The organism is Halorhabdus salina, assembly GCF_013839425.1.
Classification (GTDB): domain Archaea; phylum Halobacteriota; class Halobacteria; order Halobacteriales; family Haloarculaceae; genus Halorhabdus; species Halorhabdus salina.
Window position 1 is genome coordinate 28,721 of the sequence record NZ_JACDNP010000016.1, and the last position, 16,050, is coordinate 44,770.

Here is a 16,050-nt window from a genome sequence, read left to right on the forward strand (position 1 = left end):
GCCCAATGGCTGGGTATGCAGCGGATCGTCTCACTGGCCCCGAGCGCCACGGCAATCATCCGTGCCCTGCGTGGCAGCGAGCAACTGGTCGGCGTCACAGCACATTGCGAGGTCGAAGACATTCCCCGGATCGGTGGGTGGCTGAATCCAGACGTTGGGGCCATCGCTGATCTGGATCCGGATCTGCTCCTCACAAACGATCCATTACAGGCGGACCTGCGGGACAATCTGCGTGACCGCGGGTTCGATGTTGCCCACGAAGCGCCAGCAACACTGGAGGCCGTCCTGGCCTCGTTCCGGACGGTCGGCGAGGCGATTGGTCGGCCGGATCGGGGCGCTCGACTCGAACAGCGCGCCAGGGAATACGTCGAGGCAGTCCGCGCGGCGACACCCGACGGCGACGAGCGGCCGGTGGTCTACTGTGAAGAGTGGGGCGACCCGCCGATGGCAGCCGGCAACTGGGTTCCTGAAGCCGTCGCCGTCGCTGGCGGTCGCTATCCCTTCCTCGAGCCGGGCGAACGCTCCTGCGAGGTCGACAGAACGGCAGTCGAAGATGCCGATCCCGACCACGCGATCGTCCATCACTGTGGTGTGAGCGAGCCCGATCCGACAGAACTAGCGAAGCGTGACTGGGCACTGGATACGCAGGTCCACGCGATCGACGACTCGCTTTTGAACCAGCCCAGCCCGCACCTCCTGGCGGGGATCAAGCGACTGGCGAGACTGGTCGGTGGGGTTGATCCCAATGACCTGCCGGGCAAGCCCCGTGCAGTCGACACCTGAGGTCAGTCCTCGGCCCCGTCGCCAGCGAGTTCCTCCCGGAGGTCCCGGAGCGTGTTGATCCCGTACAGACCCAGCAGGAGCCAGGCGATCGAAAACACGACGCCAAGGACTGCAAACCCCATCGCGAGCGTTGTCTCGGTCAGTGCAACCATGACAGATAGATATAATGGGCAGGCATAAGTAAAGGATCGAGCACAGTCTCAGCGACTGCGACTGTCGCCAGGGGTTGACGGACCGAGAGACGTGATACGATGGATGTGGATGACGAACGGGATGTGGCAACGGTCACGGCGCTGCTCGCCGACAACGTGGTGCGGGCGATCCTCGAAGCCTGCCTCGAGGAGCCACACGCGGCCGAACGGCTCAGTGAGCGGTGTGACGTCTCGGAGTCGACCGTCTACCGGCGCCTGGAGGAATTGGAAGCGCTCGATCTTGTGGCCGCCAGGATGGAACCCGACGACGACGGCCATCACTACAAGGTCTACGTCGCGACGCTCGATCGCATCGTGGTGGATCTCACTGACGACGGGTTCACAGTGCGAATTACCCGCCGCCAGCGCATGGCCGACCGCTTTACCGAATTCGTCGAGGGAGTGGGTCGATGACTGACCCGACCCTGGGTGGGACGCTCCCGCTGGCGCTTGATATCACCGCGGGCGCACTCGGGCTGGCCGTCGGCTACGTCGCCTACCACGGGTACCGCCGCAACGAGAGCCTGCCCATGCTGTGTATCGCCGCCGGTTTCCTGTTGACCTTCTGGGCACCGGTCGCCCTCGATGGCGGACTAGTCGTTCTGGAAGCCAGCCTCACCTTCGGGACGACCGTCCGCGCGGCGCTCCCAGCTGGCGTCGAGCTCGCCGCCCGTACCGTCGAAGTAGTCGGATTACTGGTAATCCTCTACGGGCTCGCAATGCCGATCCGGCGATAACCGATCGACGAATACGCGTAATCCAGCCACGTACCGTTGCATTTGCGGCTCACAGGTCTTCGCGGTACAACGAGCCGGCCGGGAGTTCACCGAGTGCAACGAAGGGGACATCGATACACGAACGAAGTGAGTCTATCGGGAGTGAGCAAACGCGAAGCGTTTGCGATCTGCGGGCGGCGCATCGAATGACGACCGCAGAGGGCAAAGAGATGCGCCGGAAGAGCTTGCTCTTCCGTGCCCTCGCTCACTCGCTTACACTCGTTCACGAGGACGCCGGCCGGGAATTGAACCGAAGGAAGACGTTCCGGGCGTGTGGCCTCACTCCGTTCGGCCAGTCCGGGACTGCGACTCCCAGGGTTCAATGACAGTTGGCGATTTTGCTCCTCACGTCCGTTCGTCGCAGAAATGCGCTGGCCGGGAATTGAACCCGGGCTATGAGCTTGGGAAGCGTACCCCGTAATCCAGGCGATTTCACCGGTAATCCGCTAGATATTTCGTCGTTTTCTCCAGCGAATTCAACACCGATTTCCTGCGTTAGAGCCTTTCAAGCCGGTATTTTCGCCCGTTAGCGTTCCGGATTTCTTCGGCTGGTAATACTGGCGGATACATTATAAATCCCCGGTTTGTAAGCTCCCAGCTTAAATCGGTAATACCAGCTATAGAGGTGTTTCTGCTACTGTTCTATCTGTTTGATTGTGACTTTGGAGCGTCCTTCCCGGTCGGCTTGCCTTCCTGCTCGTAGAAGTACTTCGAGTGCTTCCCGGCAGTCGCCGCTGTTCTCCGCTACTGTTTCGGCGATCTCTTCGATGACTTCGTCGGGAACGGTTCCAGGGCGGAAAGCCTGTTCGACCCGTGTTTCGAGGATGTTCCGGAGCTGGTCGGCGGTGTAGGGTTTGAACTGGAGTGTCTGGCAGTTTAGCCGTGACCGGCTTCGGGGGTCGAGCTGGAGCTTGGAGGGGTGCTGGTTGGAGACCATGACGAGGCCGATCTTGTTGTCGGCTTTTTCGTTCAGCATTTGGAGGTCGTAGATGACTTCGGTTCTCTGTTCGAGCTGGTCGAATTCGTCGAGTGCGACTGCTACGTTCCTCTTCTTGTCGAGCCATTCCCTGATCTTGGAAAGGAGTTCGTCAACCGGCTTCCCTTTCCGCGGGGCAGGATACCCGAGTTCGATCAGAAGTTGCGTCAGCAGCGAGGAACGGGTGTTGTACTGCCAGCAGTTGATGTAGACGGACCTGGCCGATGTCTCGCTCTCTAACCGGTCGAAAACGTGTTTGACGCAGGTTGTTTTCCCGACGCCGGCCGGCCCATGGACGAGAAGGTTTTCCGGCTGCTTTCTTCTCGTTAATGGACGGACTGCATTGGCAATCCTATCTATATCTGCGTCTCTTCCCACCGGCTGATCCGGATGGTAGCTGGTGTTGAGATAGGTTTCTGACCGCAGCACGCCCTTCGAACTCTTCGACTTGTCAAACAAAGCTTTCCCTCACCCCCTGGGTAGATGTATTTGATACCGAGGGTTAATCCCCGGTTTCACTCACTACGTTTCACTTGACGGATATATTTCAGAATTCGTCTTCCAAACTTTTCAAATGAAACCCGGTGCACCTCAGCCGGTGTAACCCTGTCTCTCTGAAGACAGTTCCATGACCGTGATCCACGACGTGACTCCATTACAGCAGAACCATCTACCCGAAGAAACAGTCGACAGAGAACGCGAGAGCCGTCTACTGACTGAGAACCTGGAATCAAGGAACCTGCATATCCATGGCCCTCGCGGAACCGGGAAGACGCACCTGGTGAAGAAGGCGCTTGAAGAGGTAGAGGCCAGGACCTGCTATGTCTCTTGCCTGAAACACGACACACAGTATAAAGCGTTGAAGCGGATAGTCTCCCAGCTCACCCGGGAAGAAGTCGAGTCAGGGCACCACACCTCCGAACTTCAGCGACGGGTCGAAGAACAGCTCGAAGTGATGGACGCGGTGATCGTGCTGGACGAACTCGACTTCCTGCTCCTGAACAACGAAGAAGACCTGCTCTACTTTCTCTCTCGACTTGAGAACGGGCCGCAGATCACCGTGATCACTGCGAACGTTGAGAAACTCGGGGAAAGGTTGGAACCCAGGACCTACAGCTCCCTACAACCCCGCCGAATACAGTTCGAGCCCTACACTGGCGAACAGGTCTACAAAATACTGGCGAAACGAGCTAAGAAGAGTCTGGCGGAGCGGTCAGTACATCGCAACGCAGTGACCTACATCGCCTCCAAGACACAGAACACGGAACTCGCGTTGACCTGGCTCCGAGTTGCTGCCCGGAACGCAGAAGAAACGGTGACAGAAGAACTCGTAGAAGAAGTTGAGGAAGAAGCGTTCGAAGTCTACACTGAGTGTGAGTTGGAGCATCTTTCCCGGCACCACAAATACCTCTACCAGGCCGTAGAAGAACTAAGCAGGGAGAAAGGGCCGGTCATCAACGCCGGCGATATCTACCAACGCTACAGATCAGTTGCGGAAGAACGAGGAGAGGAAACACTGTCGGATCGACGAATCAGCGACTTCCTGAAACAACTTGAGCAGCTAAACTTGGTCAAAGCAGAATACCACTATGGCGGTAGGAAAGGAAAGACACGGGAGGTCTCAATCGAGAGTCCGTAGAGTAGTCTTCAACCCTCAAGGCTGACGAAGCACTCGTTGACCCATTCATCAATCTCCTCTAGAACCTCTTCCCTACTGGAGTCAACAACTGTTTCTCCATTAGACGATTTTCTAACCAGTCGCTGACAAACATCTGTCTTCATCGGCTCGCCTAAATCGTTCTCCTCACACCATTCATCCACGGCTTCTACACGATTCATTTCAGGCAGATCATCGGATTGTAACTCTACATCTGCGTCTTGCCATGTCTGAAGCTCCTCGTTCACCGCCTCAACGTATCTCTCGGCATCAATAAGATCCTCAAATACAATCTGTTCACCAGGAAAGTCCTGAAGAGTTCTCACCTTTTCCGAGTCAACTACATCGACAAGCGCGTCTCTCCTTTCTTCACCGGAGTTGTCCCCATCAAGTAGGATCATTGACCTCCCGGTTTCGGAGAGGAGTTCTGATACCTTTTCTTCCCCTACGTTCGCTGCACCGGGGGCCACCTGATATCCTAATTCGTCTTGGTCCGTGGCCTGTCGGATCAACGTCGGCAGTAGAATAGTCTCACTGGGACCTTCCGCAATCAAAGCATTTCTAGCTACTGTGAAAGCTACAGGATTCAATCCCATCGCAACCATGATTGGCTTGAATCCAGGCTCTTCCACCCAGAACCCGTTTTTGATATCACTTCGCTCACCCTCCAGCTGCACGACAGGGCGGATACCCCTCCCAAGGTCGGACGGAAGACAGCCCGCGGAATGAGTCGTATAGATAACTTTCTGAGCGACAGTCTGCGTCTCTAAAACCTCGATCAGCTCTGCCTGGGCATCATAACTGAGGTGGCTTTCCGCCTCGTCAACCAGGAGTATCGGGCTTTTACCTGCGTTTTTCTGATTCAGGAACGCAAGCAACGCCACGAACCAACGGAGGCCATCGCTTCTTTGATCGATCGGTGCTCGGTTCCTTTCATCCGGAGTTCTTACATTGATATGCAGAACGTTACCATCTACACTCAAAACAGGAACTACGTCTTCCCGCACCCAAGCCTTCGAAAACTCTTCCTTCAGGTTATCATTAGCATCTTCACGCAGGTCATCCCTGAAAGCGATATTTCTCGAAGTCACCGCGTCCCGCAGCTGCCCCAGATCTAGATCAGCTAACTGCGCCAAGTTCTCAAGAGCTTGTGGAGGATTCGGAACCTCTTCTTTCAAATCGTAGGTCGGCTTAAGGTTCCGGTCTGCCTCGTCGAAGATCAGAAACTTTGGCCGGCGTTTCAATAAGATCTCCCTGGCTCTATGAGGGGGAGAATTACGCTCATGCTCAATGAAGTCACCCAACAATTTAACGACCTCATCCATCTTCGAAGTGTCGTCCTCTTTCTCCTCCAAGTTGTCAACTACGTTCTTTAGATCCTCTGCCAGTTCTTGTATTTGATTGAGATTCTCATCCCCCAGGTAATCATCCTCGGACTCCAACGTACTCACTACGTTCTGAAGGGCATTTTGTACTCCTCGAGCTACTCTTTCCTGGTAGACCTCTGACTCTTGGAGTGATGTAAGGGCCGAATAGGCTTCTTTCCGGGGCTTCAGATCATGTTCCGGCTTAGGATCAAGACTGATCGAGAGAGTTCCGTCTTCCTTCTTAGTCAAGGTACATTGCTCAATTTCCTCTCCCCCGTCCACAGAGCGTAGATCCTTCCAATCCCCTTCTTCCAAATTGAACGTGGCCTGGATCTTCGTTGGAATATCTGCTCGACGGGTCTGATCACTCTCTTCAATCTGTCCCTCAGTATTGAACTCCTCTAACGCCTCTAAAAACGAGGTCTTCCCGGCCTCGTTCTGACCGACAAGAGCAACAAGATCCTCCAAGAAACGCACACTGACACGATCAGCAAAACGCCGATAACCCTGGACTTCAACTCCAATTAGACGCATATCAGATCTCGTTGATCCTATCATCTACTCCGACTAGGGAGAGAACTTTGTCTTTCAGCTCCCAGATCTCCTTCTCATTAGGCGTGAGATCGTCTTCATGCACCCAATCGAACTCGAAACTTTCCTCCCACTCATCTTTGAAGACATCCACATCCCGAATCTCTCCTCCTTCTATATCAGATTCGGAGCTGAGTTCTCTTCTAGTGCTATCCGGTACTGTCACGACTCTTTTCCCGTCTCCTTTAGCCCGGTCGACAAGGTCTTTCATCTGTCCCTGCTCTTCCGCGGTTACGAACATCGCTTCGCTTCGAGCGTTCAGCACACGAGCGGCATGAACCTGTACAGGTTTCCAAGACAACTCATCATGGTTCGTGCCCTCTTGGACTCGCTCAAGATCGTCTACAAGACGTTCAGCAACCTCTCCCGACTCGCAGGCCTGAAGAATCTTCTTCACTCGCGACGTGTAGGCAGTTCTCCCAACGTTGGAACGTTCACGGTTCAACGCGTCCCGAATTGTTTTCGTAGTATTCGTAATGTTATAGCTGAACAGGAAGTCTGCTTCAGTGGCGACCTTTAATCCAGTTACGTAGATGCTTGCAGGGCCATCAGCAGACGGTTCGTAAACGTCTCCGAACCGAGTCTCCTCCAGTAAAGTCGCATCAGTGTAAGTCAAGAAATTCTGCTTCGCTTCTTCGATATCTTCCTCTGTACAGCCATCGAGAACCACCTCTGTCCCATCCAAGTCTGGGTACTCCGTCTTTCGGATAACGGCGTGCAGTGTTTCGATGTCATCGAATCCTGCCTTGGAGGCTTGTTCCACAGTAAAAGAGACATATGGTGAATGGACAGTGACGTCTACTCCTTGTCGATAAAGGACGGCAAGAGCGTCTTTCAATCCAACACCGAACTTTCCAATTACCTTGTCAGGATTATTCAACTTCTCCTCGTCTTCCCCTTGAGTCAGGTCCTGATGGGTAAGGCCACGGCCATAGTCCCGAATATGCCACCTGCCTTCATCGTCTTCAAAGATATCCGGTTCCTGGGTCTCGGAGAGAGCTGCCTCATCCAACGCGTTAGCAATCAATTCACGGATTCCATCACTGGCCTCCCAAGCCTCCAGCAGCTCCTCTTCCATATTCAGGTCAAACTCTCTCGGCCACTCACTGCTCATATTCACTTGTTTTTCTCCCGCAAAGTTATCATACTACTGCTGTCCTTTTCGTCAGCCGAGTAAGTCCTGCAAGTTCTGATCATCCAACTCATTCAGCTCTCGTAATAACTTCCTTCTCTCTTTCTCAAGTTCTTGCTTGTCTCGCCATGCCCTCCGGCGTTCCTGCCGTAGCTCGGAATAGAATTCTTCGATCTTTGCCTTCAGGTGCTCTTTCTTCTCTTTGTCGTTGAAGAACTTCCTCTGGTACAGCTCTTTGAGTCGGTCGACGTACCAGTCCAGCTTTGACTCTAGCTCCACCACTACGTCATCACGTATCTCTTCCCGCTCTTCTAACTGCTGGTCGATCCGTTCAAGTTCTTCCTCCAATCGCTGCTGCTCCCGCTCCTGCGATTCCTCGAGGAACCGTTCGATGTCAAAACCGAAGGATTCGTCAGCCCTGAGGAGGTCGCGGGAGTAGTCGAGGTAATCCACACACCGGTATTACCCGCGGAAGGTGGAACACGGTTATTCCTCGCCCTGTTGCAGAAGCCCCCTGTATTCCCTTGCCTTCTCCCTGTACAGCTTCGGCAACTCCTCAACCTCTTCCTCGGTCCAAGATTCGACCTCTTCCAAGAGTTCCTCGGCTTCAGCCATGACATTAGCCAGATACAGACTCATCGATCACATGTAGCACTACGATATTTTTCGTGTCTTTATTAGTCCCAATTTCTTTAGAAAAGTCGTTGAGCATTAGAAGCTCTACATCGCCATCCCAAAATATAGGTAAGAGCTGCTTGTTCTTTGGAATCTATGCCAAACCGTGATCTCGACCTTCACCCACGATTTGAACGAGACAAACCCATCAACGCCGATGTCATTGATACAGAAATTGGTGTAGTGAGCAGTAATGGATATCTCAACATCGGAAGCGAAAACTACCATCATATGGTTGCTTGGGCTCCATTTGAGTCAGGGGCGACACTTAGAACTCGCACAGTAAGCGGGAAAGGACGTGAGGACAAGCAGACTTTTGTTCAAGAAGGGGATGGAAATGTCAACATTGGTCCTGGTGAGGAATGGGAGGGGCGTCAAGTAGTAGCACATATATTGGACAAGACGATTTCAGACTCGTAATCCGCAAGTTCAACTCACTCAATATTATTGCCAAGAAGGGAATTTACCCCTCTAAATTTTCTATCTTTTCTAACACCCCTTCCTTCTCCAGCTCCGCCAGACGTTCCAATACCTCCTGTTTCTCCTCTTTCTTCGTCTCCTGCTCCAGGCTGAGAGGTCTTCCGCAGTTCCGGCACTCGGAATGAGTTTGCTGATTTTCCGTCCCGCAGAACGGGCACTCGATAGACTGGTTTTCTTCTTCCTCACTGCTGAGACCGTACTCGTCCCTGATCGCCCTGTTGACGTCGTCGTTGTTCAGGTGGACGTAGACCTTGGCTCGATCACTTCCCGGCTTCCAGCCGGCAAACTTGTTCAACTGCTCGTACCCCATGAACGTCGCAACCTCAGTCAAACGCGTATGCCGCAGGTTGTACGGCTTCCGCTTGTTCTCCGGGATATCCGCGGCCTCGCACGCCTTCTTGAACCGGCGGTAGAACCCACCGTAGTTCACACGGTCCCGTAGATCCGATTCGTAGGGATGGCTGTCGCCGTGGTTCCGCGGTATCTCGCCGCATTGCTTGCACTCCTGCTGCTCTGTCTTCACCCAAAGAGGCGCACTCTTGTCGTCGATACTCCCCAGTTCACCTCCCAAGGGATGCTGCATCAACCATTCACGAACCGCTCGACCGGAACGCACCAACTGGTTCGTCCTGTCCGGCGTCCCCTTCAGACCTTCCAGGTATATGAAGTCGCCCTTCCCGTTCGAAGTGAAGTCAGCGATGTTCCGAGACAAAAGTTCTCCAGGACGGGCAGCAGACTCGTAAAGCACCATCGTGAACGCTCGATCCCGAACGTTCGAGAAGCTGCGGAACAACCGCTTCAGTTCGTCCTCGGTAAACAGGTCCTCCCGGGAAACGGAGGAGCTCTCCTTTCCCACCTTGAAGAACCGTGTCTTCTCCGGCTGCTCATGGCCTCCGTTCTGGATTCGGTAGAACTTCTTGACCGCGGTCTTGAACTTGACCTTCGTGGACTCGGCGTAGTCACTCCGGTTCACGTTGGCCAGTAACTCCTTCAACTCTGACTGGGAAGCGCCCTTCATCTCGAAGCTGTCCGGGGCAAACTTGTTGAGAAGCGTTTTCCATGACCAGACAAGCCGGGCTTGCTGCACCTCACTGATCCCTTCTGCGGCGCAGTGATCCACAAACTCTCTGACGGCTTCCGTGTTCTCGGGATCGGCCTCGTCTTCCAGATTTTGAAGCGTTCGCTGTACGTCGACGTATTGAGTGGTAGACATAGATTCGATTCACGTTCAAAGAGAGAAGGAGACATGGGAAAGACACGGCTTCAATTGACCTCTACCACACCGGTTCGAATGGATAGCCATTGAACCGTCTATCAAATGGCAGGACCCGCCTGAATATTAGCGGTCGATATCTGTCCTTTGCCGTGATTTGCCAGTCTCCTCTCTTCGTTTGGGGTTTCAACTGATGTATGGTGTTGAGTTTTTATATATTCTGTTTTATCTGCTTTTCTGGTTTGTTCTTGACTAGCCAGATTATCGAGGTAAAGGGTTACATTCGTCTGGTCTAATGGATTAGCCGTAGGGCAGGCTGCGGATTTAAATATGTCTGAGGAATATGCATATGTTAGAAGATGGCTGGCGACGCAAATACACTTCTTTCCGGAACGGCGATGGCCGTCTTGATCGGCGCAGGGTCAATAGCTGTCTCTTTCTTCACTCCGGACGTTGACTTCGGAAGTAGACTGATACTGTTCTTCCTAGGTCTTTTCTTTGTCTGGGCAGGGCTGAGATTCTCTAAAGCATAACACCTGAAATATTCCGACCTCCCGAACACCTCTAAACATGTTACTAGAGTCTATATCTATTTCATTGAAATCCCGAAGCAGTCGAAACACGGTTCAAATCGTCTAGGGCGATAGATTCTACCGTCTTATGAAGTAAGAATCGCGTTTTCAAAGCCAAGGCATCAGTTACATCTCTTTTTCATAACTCTCCGAGAGGAATATCTTCATCCAGATCTCTGTGTTCGTCCTGTTCGATCTTTTCCATCACGAACATCAGATGCTCTAGGTCCTTGTCCCTGAACTCTGGTGCGTCCCTTACGACCTCAGAAACCACTTTGTATCGATAACCTTCCTCCTCCAAACGTCTGACTGTCTCTTGTGGCGGCGAACTCCAAAACCAGAACTCTCCCTGCCTACTTTTCTCCGATTCAGGCTCTCTTACCTTGTCTTCTAACTTATTGAACTCGTATTCCCAGTCTTGGTTTGAAGGGTCATACTTGCATTCGATAAAACGGATCTCATCCGGTGTCTCAACCTGTACATCCAATTCACCGGCATCAAACGAAATATTCCAATCCACATTATCGGAACTGTGGTCTTTCCGAGTTAGATAGTAGTAGGAAATCAACTCCACAAGGAGGCCCCTTGCCTTCCCCAGTTTAGTTTGACGTCGATTCGTCTCCGACTTCTGATCCAGTTCCTCAGACAGCTGCGATCCTCTCTCACCCACAGTCATATCAGAAACCATCTCCTTGAACTCATCTTTCTCAAGCTCCATCTCTCGAAGTATGATCTCATCCCTCTCTAAATGGTTTTCAATAAGTGTCTCGGCCTGTATATGCTCTGAACCGGAGAACCCTGAGTAGTCTCCACAGCAATCGTAGAACATCACCCAGCCAGAATAGTCAGCAAGACCTGAACTTCCAGAAGCCTCAACTAAAACGCCGTAAGTGTAGTCGTTGCCAGGTTCAACGGGGTGAGTGAACTTACAAACGTAAGCCTTCTCTCCATCAGCAAATCTCTTTTTCTGATTCACGGTTCCTCCCATCAGAGAAATGAATGCAGGAACCCCGTTGAAAATCTTCGTTGAACGGAGGAACTCCACCTGATACCACAACAGTTGGTAGTCGAACTCCTCTTGGGTATCCAACCCTGTTTCCTGCGTTCGACTGGTTAACTCCGTGAAGAAGTCTTCCAGTACTTCCCTATCAAGAAATAGGACATCATCCATTATTTCGACACCATTCTCAGCCTCAAGCGGCCGGACTACACCTTCCTCCACTTCTCCAAAGAAACGGTCCAGGTCTGCTCTTTCATCCGGAATGCCTCCGGACTCATCGAAGACGTTGATCGAATAGGACCACCTCTCAGACTTGTGTAGTTCACTGAGGCAGGTCTCTTTGAAAACCTCGTCCCCCACAAGCTGAGACCAGACGAACTGCAACGTCCGGCTGTATCCTTCTAAAGCTGATTCCAGCCGCTCCTCCCGAAGATCTGTATCTAGTACCGTGATATAGTATCCGTTCGGATACCCATCTCCGACGTCATTAAACCGGGTAAAGACTTGGAAAATCGCCTTTTGACGCAGAAGCTTTGCTTTCTCTATCTCGTAGTCAGAATTTGCAAAAGTATGATTCTCGAACAAATTCTGAAATGGTTGCACAACTTCCTCTTTAAAATCATCGAGAACAGTCTGAACTTCTTCCCAAGAATCTGCTTTCCTTAGGCTTCGTCGGTGGTCATTAATGTTCTTGATGAAAGCGGTTTTCTCACAGGTATTTGGCACAGAAGTTAGCCTCACGCCTTCAAAACGAGCTCTGAAGAACACGAAGTCTTCTTGGATCAACGGGAACTTGCTGTAGATAGTTTGATGTAAGAAAACTCTGAAAGCAGTCTCAGTGAAGAACTTGTAGCCGTCAAGAAGTTTATCAGATCTCTTAGTTCCGAACTCGTTTTGTAGCCATTCGCCAAACTCATCTACATCTCCCACTCGGTCAATAATCTCTACAGAGCCTAAAATACCGCCAATTGAAGGCTTCTGGCGTTTTCCTTTATTGCCCATAGCTTCACTAAGTGCCGGCGAATCTTAAGTCGATTTGTGAAAAACCTCAGTCGAAGTCTTGGAAAAGACGGAACACCACCCGATCCGGATCTAGTCCTCGTTCCTCTATTCGCTGCTTCAGTCCTTCCTGAATCTCTTTGTTTCTACAGGCGATCCAGACAGTGAATCCCTTCTCCAGGTGCTTCTCTACGTGTTTGATTTCTCTTGGGTTGTCGCCCATCGCGACTTCGACTGCGAGCTCGTTGTTTCCCATGTTGACGTAGACGTCGGCGTCGAACTTTTCGAGGAAGGCGTCCCAGCCCGCTTCTTCGAATGCGTCTCTAATGAAGTGCTGCCAGTACCTGTGGACTATACCGCCTCTCCCCCTGTGTTTCGGTTCGAGATCTAGCTGGTCTTCGACGTAGTCCCGTCCTTTCTCAGTGAGCTGGAGCAGCTTTCTGTTCTCTCCGTTCTTGACTTTCCGCTCTACGACGACTCCTTGATCGACGAGCTGGTTCTTCGCCTTGTTCCCTTTGTAGCTGCTGGAGAACTGCTGGTAGCGCTCGGTCAACGGCCTGAACGGGTTTTCGACAACGTCTTCGAGGAGCCGCTCTGCTTCGCTTGAGAGCTTGATTTCTGTCGGGTCTTCCGGTATCTCTTTCTCCGGAACTTCTTCGGTTCTGCCGGGAGCGATCCTGTCGTTGAATCTCTTTGTGGTCTTCCGCTGCTCATAGGACAGGCCTTCCCACCTGCTTCTCTGCTCTTTTTCGAGCTCTCTGTCAGAGACGGTTTTCTCGACCTGGTAGTTCCGGAGTCTGACCGGGACGGGGCTATCGCTTCCCACCTGGACCACCGCTTCCCCGGTATCGAGTTCCTCGGCGAACTCTGCCTGTCTCTCAGACAGGTTCATCGCCTCCGTCATCGCCTGGAACTCCTTCCTTCCCGCCGTGGGCAGCAACGCCTTGGTATACGTATTGGCCTTGATCGAATCCGTCAGCTTTGACGCTTCTTGGTCAGCGACGACGAGGCCTTCCCCAAACTCTCTCATCTTCGCCGTGAGTTCATCAATCTCCGGGATGCCTGAAGCGTCCTGACGCTCTTTGTATACGGAGAAAACCCGCTTCCCCTCGTCGAGGAAGAAGACGTGGTTGAGGCCTTGGTTGCGGTGGTTCTGCGCCAGTCTGTACTCGTAGACGTACGCGAATAGGATCTCCATCAGGAAGTTCTGGACGTCCCGGATGAGACCGTCAAACTCGAAGACCACGTCCTCCTGTAAGAGCTTCTGGATGGAGTAGCCCTGGCTGCACTCGAAGACCGTCCCCGCAACAAGATTCATCGCCTCCAAACGGTTGAGAAGAGTGTCGCGATAATCCGCCTGCTTCCTGACGTAATTGATCCCCTCCGACTTGACCAAGAGTTCTAACTCATGAAAAGACGGGTACGGCCCGGAAACCCTGTTAAACAGGTTATAGAGCCTGTATACTTCGATAATCTTCTTCAGAAGATGGTTTTTCGAACCGCTGAGGAGGGACGTAGCATGGCTGAATACCTCGGAGAAAACCTGGGCCCAACGCCCCGGTGAAACACCTTCCGGCGGCTTCAGAGGATTGAACCGGAGCTCCGTCCACGGCAGCACCAGGACGTCATCGACGTGCCGGTAATCCTGCTTCAGGTCGAAAGCCCAGAACGGCTTCTCGATTTCGTCCATCAAACTGTAGAAGAGAGTCGTCTTCCCCGAACCTGACTGGCCGACAGTCAGGAAATGCTTGGTGAGATCGTCTTGTGAGAGGTACAGTGGGTAGTTACGGAAGGTTACTCCCAACCTCACGTTTCCTGAATGCGAGGGTCTATCAAACGGGTATTGCCTGTGCTGAAGGGACTTCCAGAATACGGCCTTACCAGCGGATTTCCGGAGATGATTGGTACTGGAGAGCCCAGAAGCTAAAATCAGCTTCCGAATCTCCGGATCATCAAGAATACCCTCTTTTCGTGCCAATCGAAATAGCCTGTTGTCGACTCCCTGTCTATCCACATCTTAATGCTGTGGACTAATCCGTATCAGATATTCTTCACACCCTACTTCATTTACTTTGAATCTGGCTCTGCATCTCCTCTAACTGCCCTGTTTCATTAAGGTGAAGAACAAGACCGAATCCGATACTCAGGAAGATTAGAAGGAAGAACCCTCTCCCACTGTCAAAATTCACGAGTTCAAGTCCAATCCATCTCTGAAAAACCGGAAGAAAAAATGCGAATGCGCAAGGAGGGATAACAAGTCTTCGATCAAATGGGTCTCTATATCTAAGAACTGTCCTGAGCGAAATCTTATCTGCCTTTCTGGCATTGACGTACCACCTACTGAGAAGAACTCCCAGCGCAAGAAACTGAATGGGAAGAATCTCCCCGGTAAAATAACTCACTGCTCCACGAAATGTGTCACCAATAACCACAGCACCGATAGCCGTCAAAATGAACATAAGAAACCCTCCATCACGGCCTAATAGAGTAAAATCATCCGGTCCTAATTCAGTCCACATCTGAACCAAGATCGCGTAAAAGAACAGAGTGGCAGCTGCCTCTATCCTCCAGTAACTGAAATCAGACAGCACGACTGCTACAATAATAATCAAAAGAGAGATAGCAGGAACCAATTTCTCCCGCTCAACTTTCGTGTATGGAGCCGTGGAGTCGTCTGGCATATCCTGGTGTCAAAGTACGAAACGTAACACCGTTCCGATTTATATCATCCAAAATCACCGAGTCCAGACTGGCTGGTAAGTACAGCAGTTGCTTCCTTGACTTTCCGGTTGCCGGATTTTCGCAGTACTAGGCTGTCGTACTGTTCTTTGCCGTGGATATCGGCCAGGTTCTCAAGGTATCGTTCTGCCTCTTCTACGGAATCAAAGAACGGGTTGACCAGCTCATCGCCTGACTCGGTGTGGTAGACGACTCCGTCTTCTCCGCTCCAGTAGTACTGTGTCCTGCTACCGCCGCCAGGGATTGCTTCCTCTGCTTGCTGCTCCAGTTGTTCGATCGCCTTCCTGTAATGTGCTTCCGGGAAGTAGTTTTCCAGCTCAAACCGGAGTTCGCCGGAGGTGTTGGAACCTCCGGTGAGATTCATCCAGTACGGCTTCTCCTCTTCCACATACCGTTTCTCCTCGAGAAGCTCGTCTACTCGTCGTATTCTGGATTACCTTCTTCTGGCTCAAGCATGGCCTCTAACTCGGTTTCGTACACTCGAACGATGTCCTCGACCGTACCGCCGTCCGGGAACAAGGGAGCTTCGTCGTCCGGATCTAGATCGGTTCTGTAGGCTCCAGCCTTCTCCAGTTGTTCCTGACTGAAATAGCCGTACTCCCAATTATCGTAGGTATTCGGAGATTTTACCCGACCAAAGTACAGGCCGTCGTCCTCCTTGTCGTAAGCCTCCCACTCCCAATTCGGAAGGAACGCAGCCTCCCAGGACGCAAGCGGCTCTTCCTCATCGTAGTCAGTAATAGTGATTCACCTTGCTGAGTAGTATGTTCCCAACATTCAGCATCTTGAAGTCAGACCGTAGTTCGTATGGCTTCAGACAGAGTCTACATCCAATTACAGAACAAGACAGGTTGATGTACGGTAGTTTTCAGATGGCGGTGATACTATGCAAACCGAAT

Annotated in this window: 17 protein-coding genes; 6 read left to right on the forward strand and 11 right to left on the reverse strand. The window is 52.2% G+C overall.

Annotated features, from left to right (window positions below; all coding sequences use genetic code 11):
* Positions 1-9 precede the first annotated feature (9 nt).
* Positions 10-783, forward strand: a complete 774-nt coding sequence (locus tag HZR20_RS13910; RefSeq protein WP_374057599.1) for a helical backbone metal receptor — start codon at positions 10-12, stop codon at positions 781-783.
* Between the two features lie 2 nt (positions 784-785).
* Here HZR20_RS13910 and HZR20_RS13915 read toward each other — a convergent pair whose 3' ends face one another.
* Positions 786-935 (reverse strand): hypothetical protein, encoded by a 150-nt coding sequence (locus HZR20_RS13915; protein WP_181687347.1) that lies wholly within the window; start codon positions 933-935, stop codon positions 786-788.
* A gap of 99 nt (positions 936-1,034) precedes the next feature.
* On the opposite strand from HZR20_RS13915, the gene HZR20_RS13920 reads away from it, so the two are divergent.
* From HZR20_RS13920 to HZR20_RS13930, 3 genes are all read left to right on the forward strand, one after another.
* Positions 1,035-1,388, forward strand: coding sequence for an ArsR/SmtB family transcription factor (locus HZR20_RS13920; RefSeq protein ID WP_220132798.1), 354 nt, complete (start codon positions 1,035-1,037; stop codon positions 1,386-1,388).
* Positions 1,385-1,711: a hypothetical protein gene (locus HZR20_RS13925; protein WP_181687348.1), complete on the forward strand. Its 327-nt coding sequence runs from the start codon at positions 1,385-1,387 to the stop codon at positions 1,709-1,711. The genes HZR20_RS13920 and HZR20_RS13925 overlap by 4 nt, the downstream gene beginning before the upstream one ends.
* Before the next feature lie 185 nt (positions 1,712-1,896).
* On the forward strand, positions 1,897-2,076 hold the full coding sequence (locus HZR20_RS13930) for a hypothetical protein (RefSeq protein ID WP_181687349.1): 180 nt from the start codon (positions 1,897-1,899) through the stop codon (positions 2,074-2,076).
* Between the two features lie 308 nt (positions 2,077-2,384).
* Here the strand turns inward: HZR20_RS13930 and HZR20_RS13935 are convergent, their stop codons facing one another.
* Complete coding sequence (locus HZR20_RS13935) at positions 2,385-3,155, reverse strand: Cdc6/Cdc18 family protein (protein WP_309484940.1); 771 nt, start codon at positions 3,153-3,155, stop codon at positions 2,385-2,387.
* 199 nt (positions 3,156-3,354) lie between these two features.
* Here HZR20_RS13935 and HZR20_RS13940 point away from each other — a divergent pair, with 199 nt between their 5' ends.
* On the forward strand, positions 3,355-4,365 hold the full coding sequence (locus tag HZR20_RS13940) for a Cdc6/Cdc18 family protein (protein WP_181687351.1): 1,011 nt from the start codon (positions 3,355-3,357) through the stop codon (positions 4,363-4,365).
* Between the two features lie 8 nt (positions 4,366-4,373).
* Here HZR20_RS13940 and HZR20_RS13945 read toward each other — a convergent pair whose 3' ends face one another.
* Genes HZR20_RS13945 through HZR20_RS14675 form a run of 4 tightly spaced genes read right to left on the reverse strand, consistent with a single transcriptional unit; the run spans position 4,374 to position 8,088 of the window.
* Positions 4,374-6,308, reverse strand: a complete 1,935-nt coding sequence (locus tag HZR20_RS13945; RefSeq protein WP_181687352.1) for an ATP-dependent nuclease — start codon at positions 6,306-6,308, stop codon at positions 4,374-4,376.
* Positions 6,286-7,455, reverse strand: a complete 1,170-nt coding sequence (locus HZR20_RS13950) for an ATP-binding protein (RefSeq protein WP_181687353.1) — start codon at positions 7,453-7,455, stop codon at positions 6,286-6,288. The genes HZR20_RS13945 and HZR20_RS13950 overlap by 23 nt, the downstream gene beginning before the upstream one ends.
* Positions 7,456-7,506: 51 nt before the next feature.
* Positions 7,507-7,926 (reverse strand): hypothetical protein, encoded by a 420-nt coding sequence (locus HZR20_RS13955; protein ID WP_220132799.1) that lies wholly within the window; start codon positions 7,924-7,926, stop codon positions 7,507-7,509.
* A 33-nt stretch (positions 7,927-7,959) separates the two neighbouring features.
* Positions 7,960-8,088: a hypothetical protein gene (locus tag HZR20_RS14675; RefSeq protein WP_258560458.1), complete on the reverse strand. Its 129-nt coding sequence runs from the start codon at positions 8,086-8,088 to the stop codon at positions 7,960-7,962.
* Positions 8,089-8,244: 156 nt separating this feature from the next.
* Here HZR20_RS14675 and HZR20_RS13965 point away from each other — a divergent pair, with 156 nt between their 5' ends.
* Positions 8,245-8,568 carry a hypothetical protein gene (locus HZR20_RS13965; RefSeq protein WP_181687355.1) on the forward strand — a complete coding sequence of 108 codons (324 nt, stop codon included), beginning with the start codon at positions 8,245-8,247 and terminating at the stop codon, positions 8,566-8,568.
* A gap of 43 nt (positions 8,569-8,611) precedes the next feature.
* Here the strand turns inward: HZR20_RS13965 and HZR20_RS13970 are convergent, their stop codons facing one another.
* The 5 genes from HZR20_RS13970 to HZR20_RS13990 all read right to left on the reverse strand — a co-directional run bounded on the left by HZR20_RS13970 (position 8,612) and on the right by HZR20_RS13990 (position 15,539).
* Positions 8,612-9,841, reverse strand: a complete 1,230-nt coding sequence (locus HZR20_RS13970; RefSeq protein WP_181687356.1) for a tyrosine-type recombinase/integrase — start codon at positions 9,839-9,841, stop codon at positions 8,612-8,614.
* A gap of 711 nt (positions 9,842-10,552) precedes the next feature.
* Positions 10,553-12,415, reverse strand: a complete 1,863-nt coding sequence (locus HZR20_RS13975) for a hypothetical protein (protein ID WP_181687357.1) — start codon at positions 12,413-12,415, stop codon at positions 10,553-10,555.
* 46 nt (positions 12,416-12,461) lie between these two features.
* Positions 12,462-14,426 (reverse strand): ATP-binding protein, encoded by a 1,965-nt coding sequence (locus tag HZR20_RS13980; RefSeq protein WP_309484941.1) that lies wholly within the window; start codon positions 14,424-14,426, stop codon positions 12,462-12,464.
* 49 nt (positions 14,427-14,475) lie between these two features.
* A complete protein-coding gene (locus tag HZR20_RS13985) occupies positions 14,476-15,093 on the reverse strand; it encodes a hypothetical protein (RefSeq protein WP_181687358.1) in 618 nt (205 codons plus the stop codon).
* Positions 15,094-15,137: 44 nt separating this feature from the next.
* Positions 15,138-15,539: a hypothetical protein gene (locus tag HZR20_RS13990; RefSeq protein WP_181687359.1), complete on the reverse strand. Its 402-nt coding sequence runs from the start codon at positions 15,537-15,539 to the stop codon at positions 15,138-15,140.
* Positions 15,540-16,050: the final 511 nt, after the last annotated feature.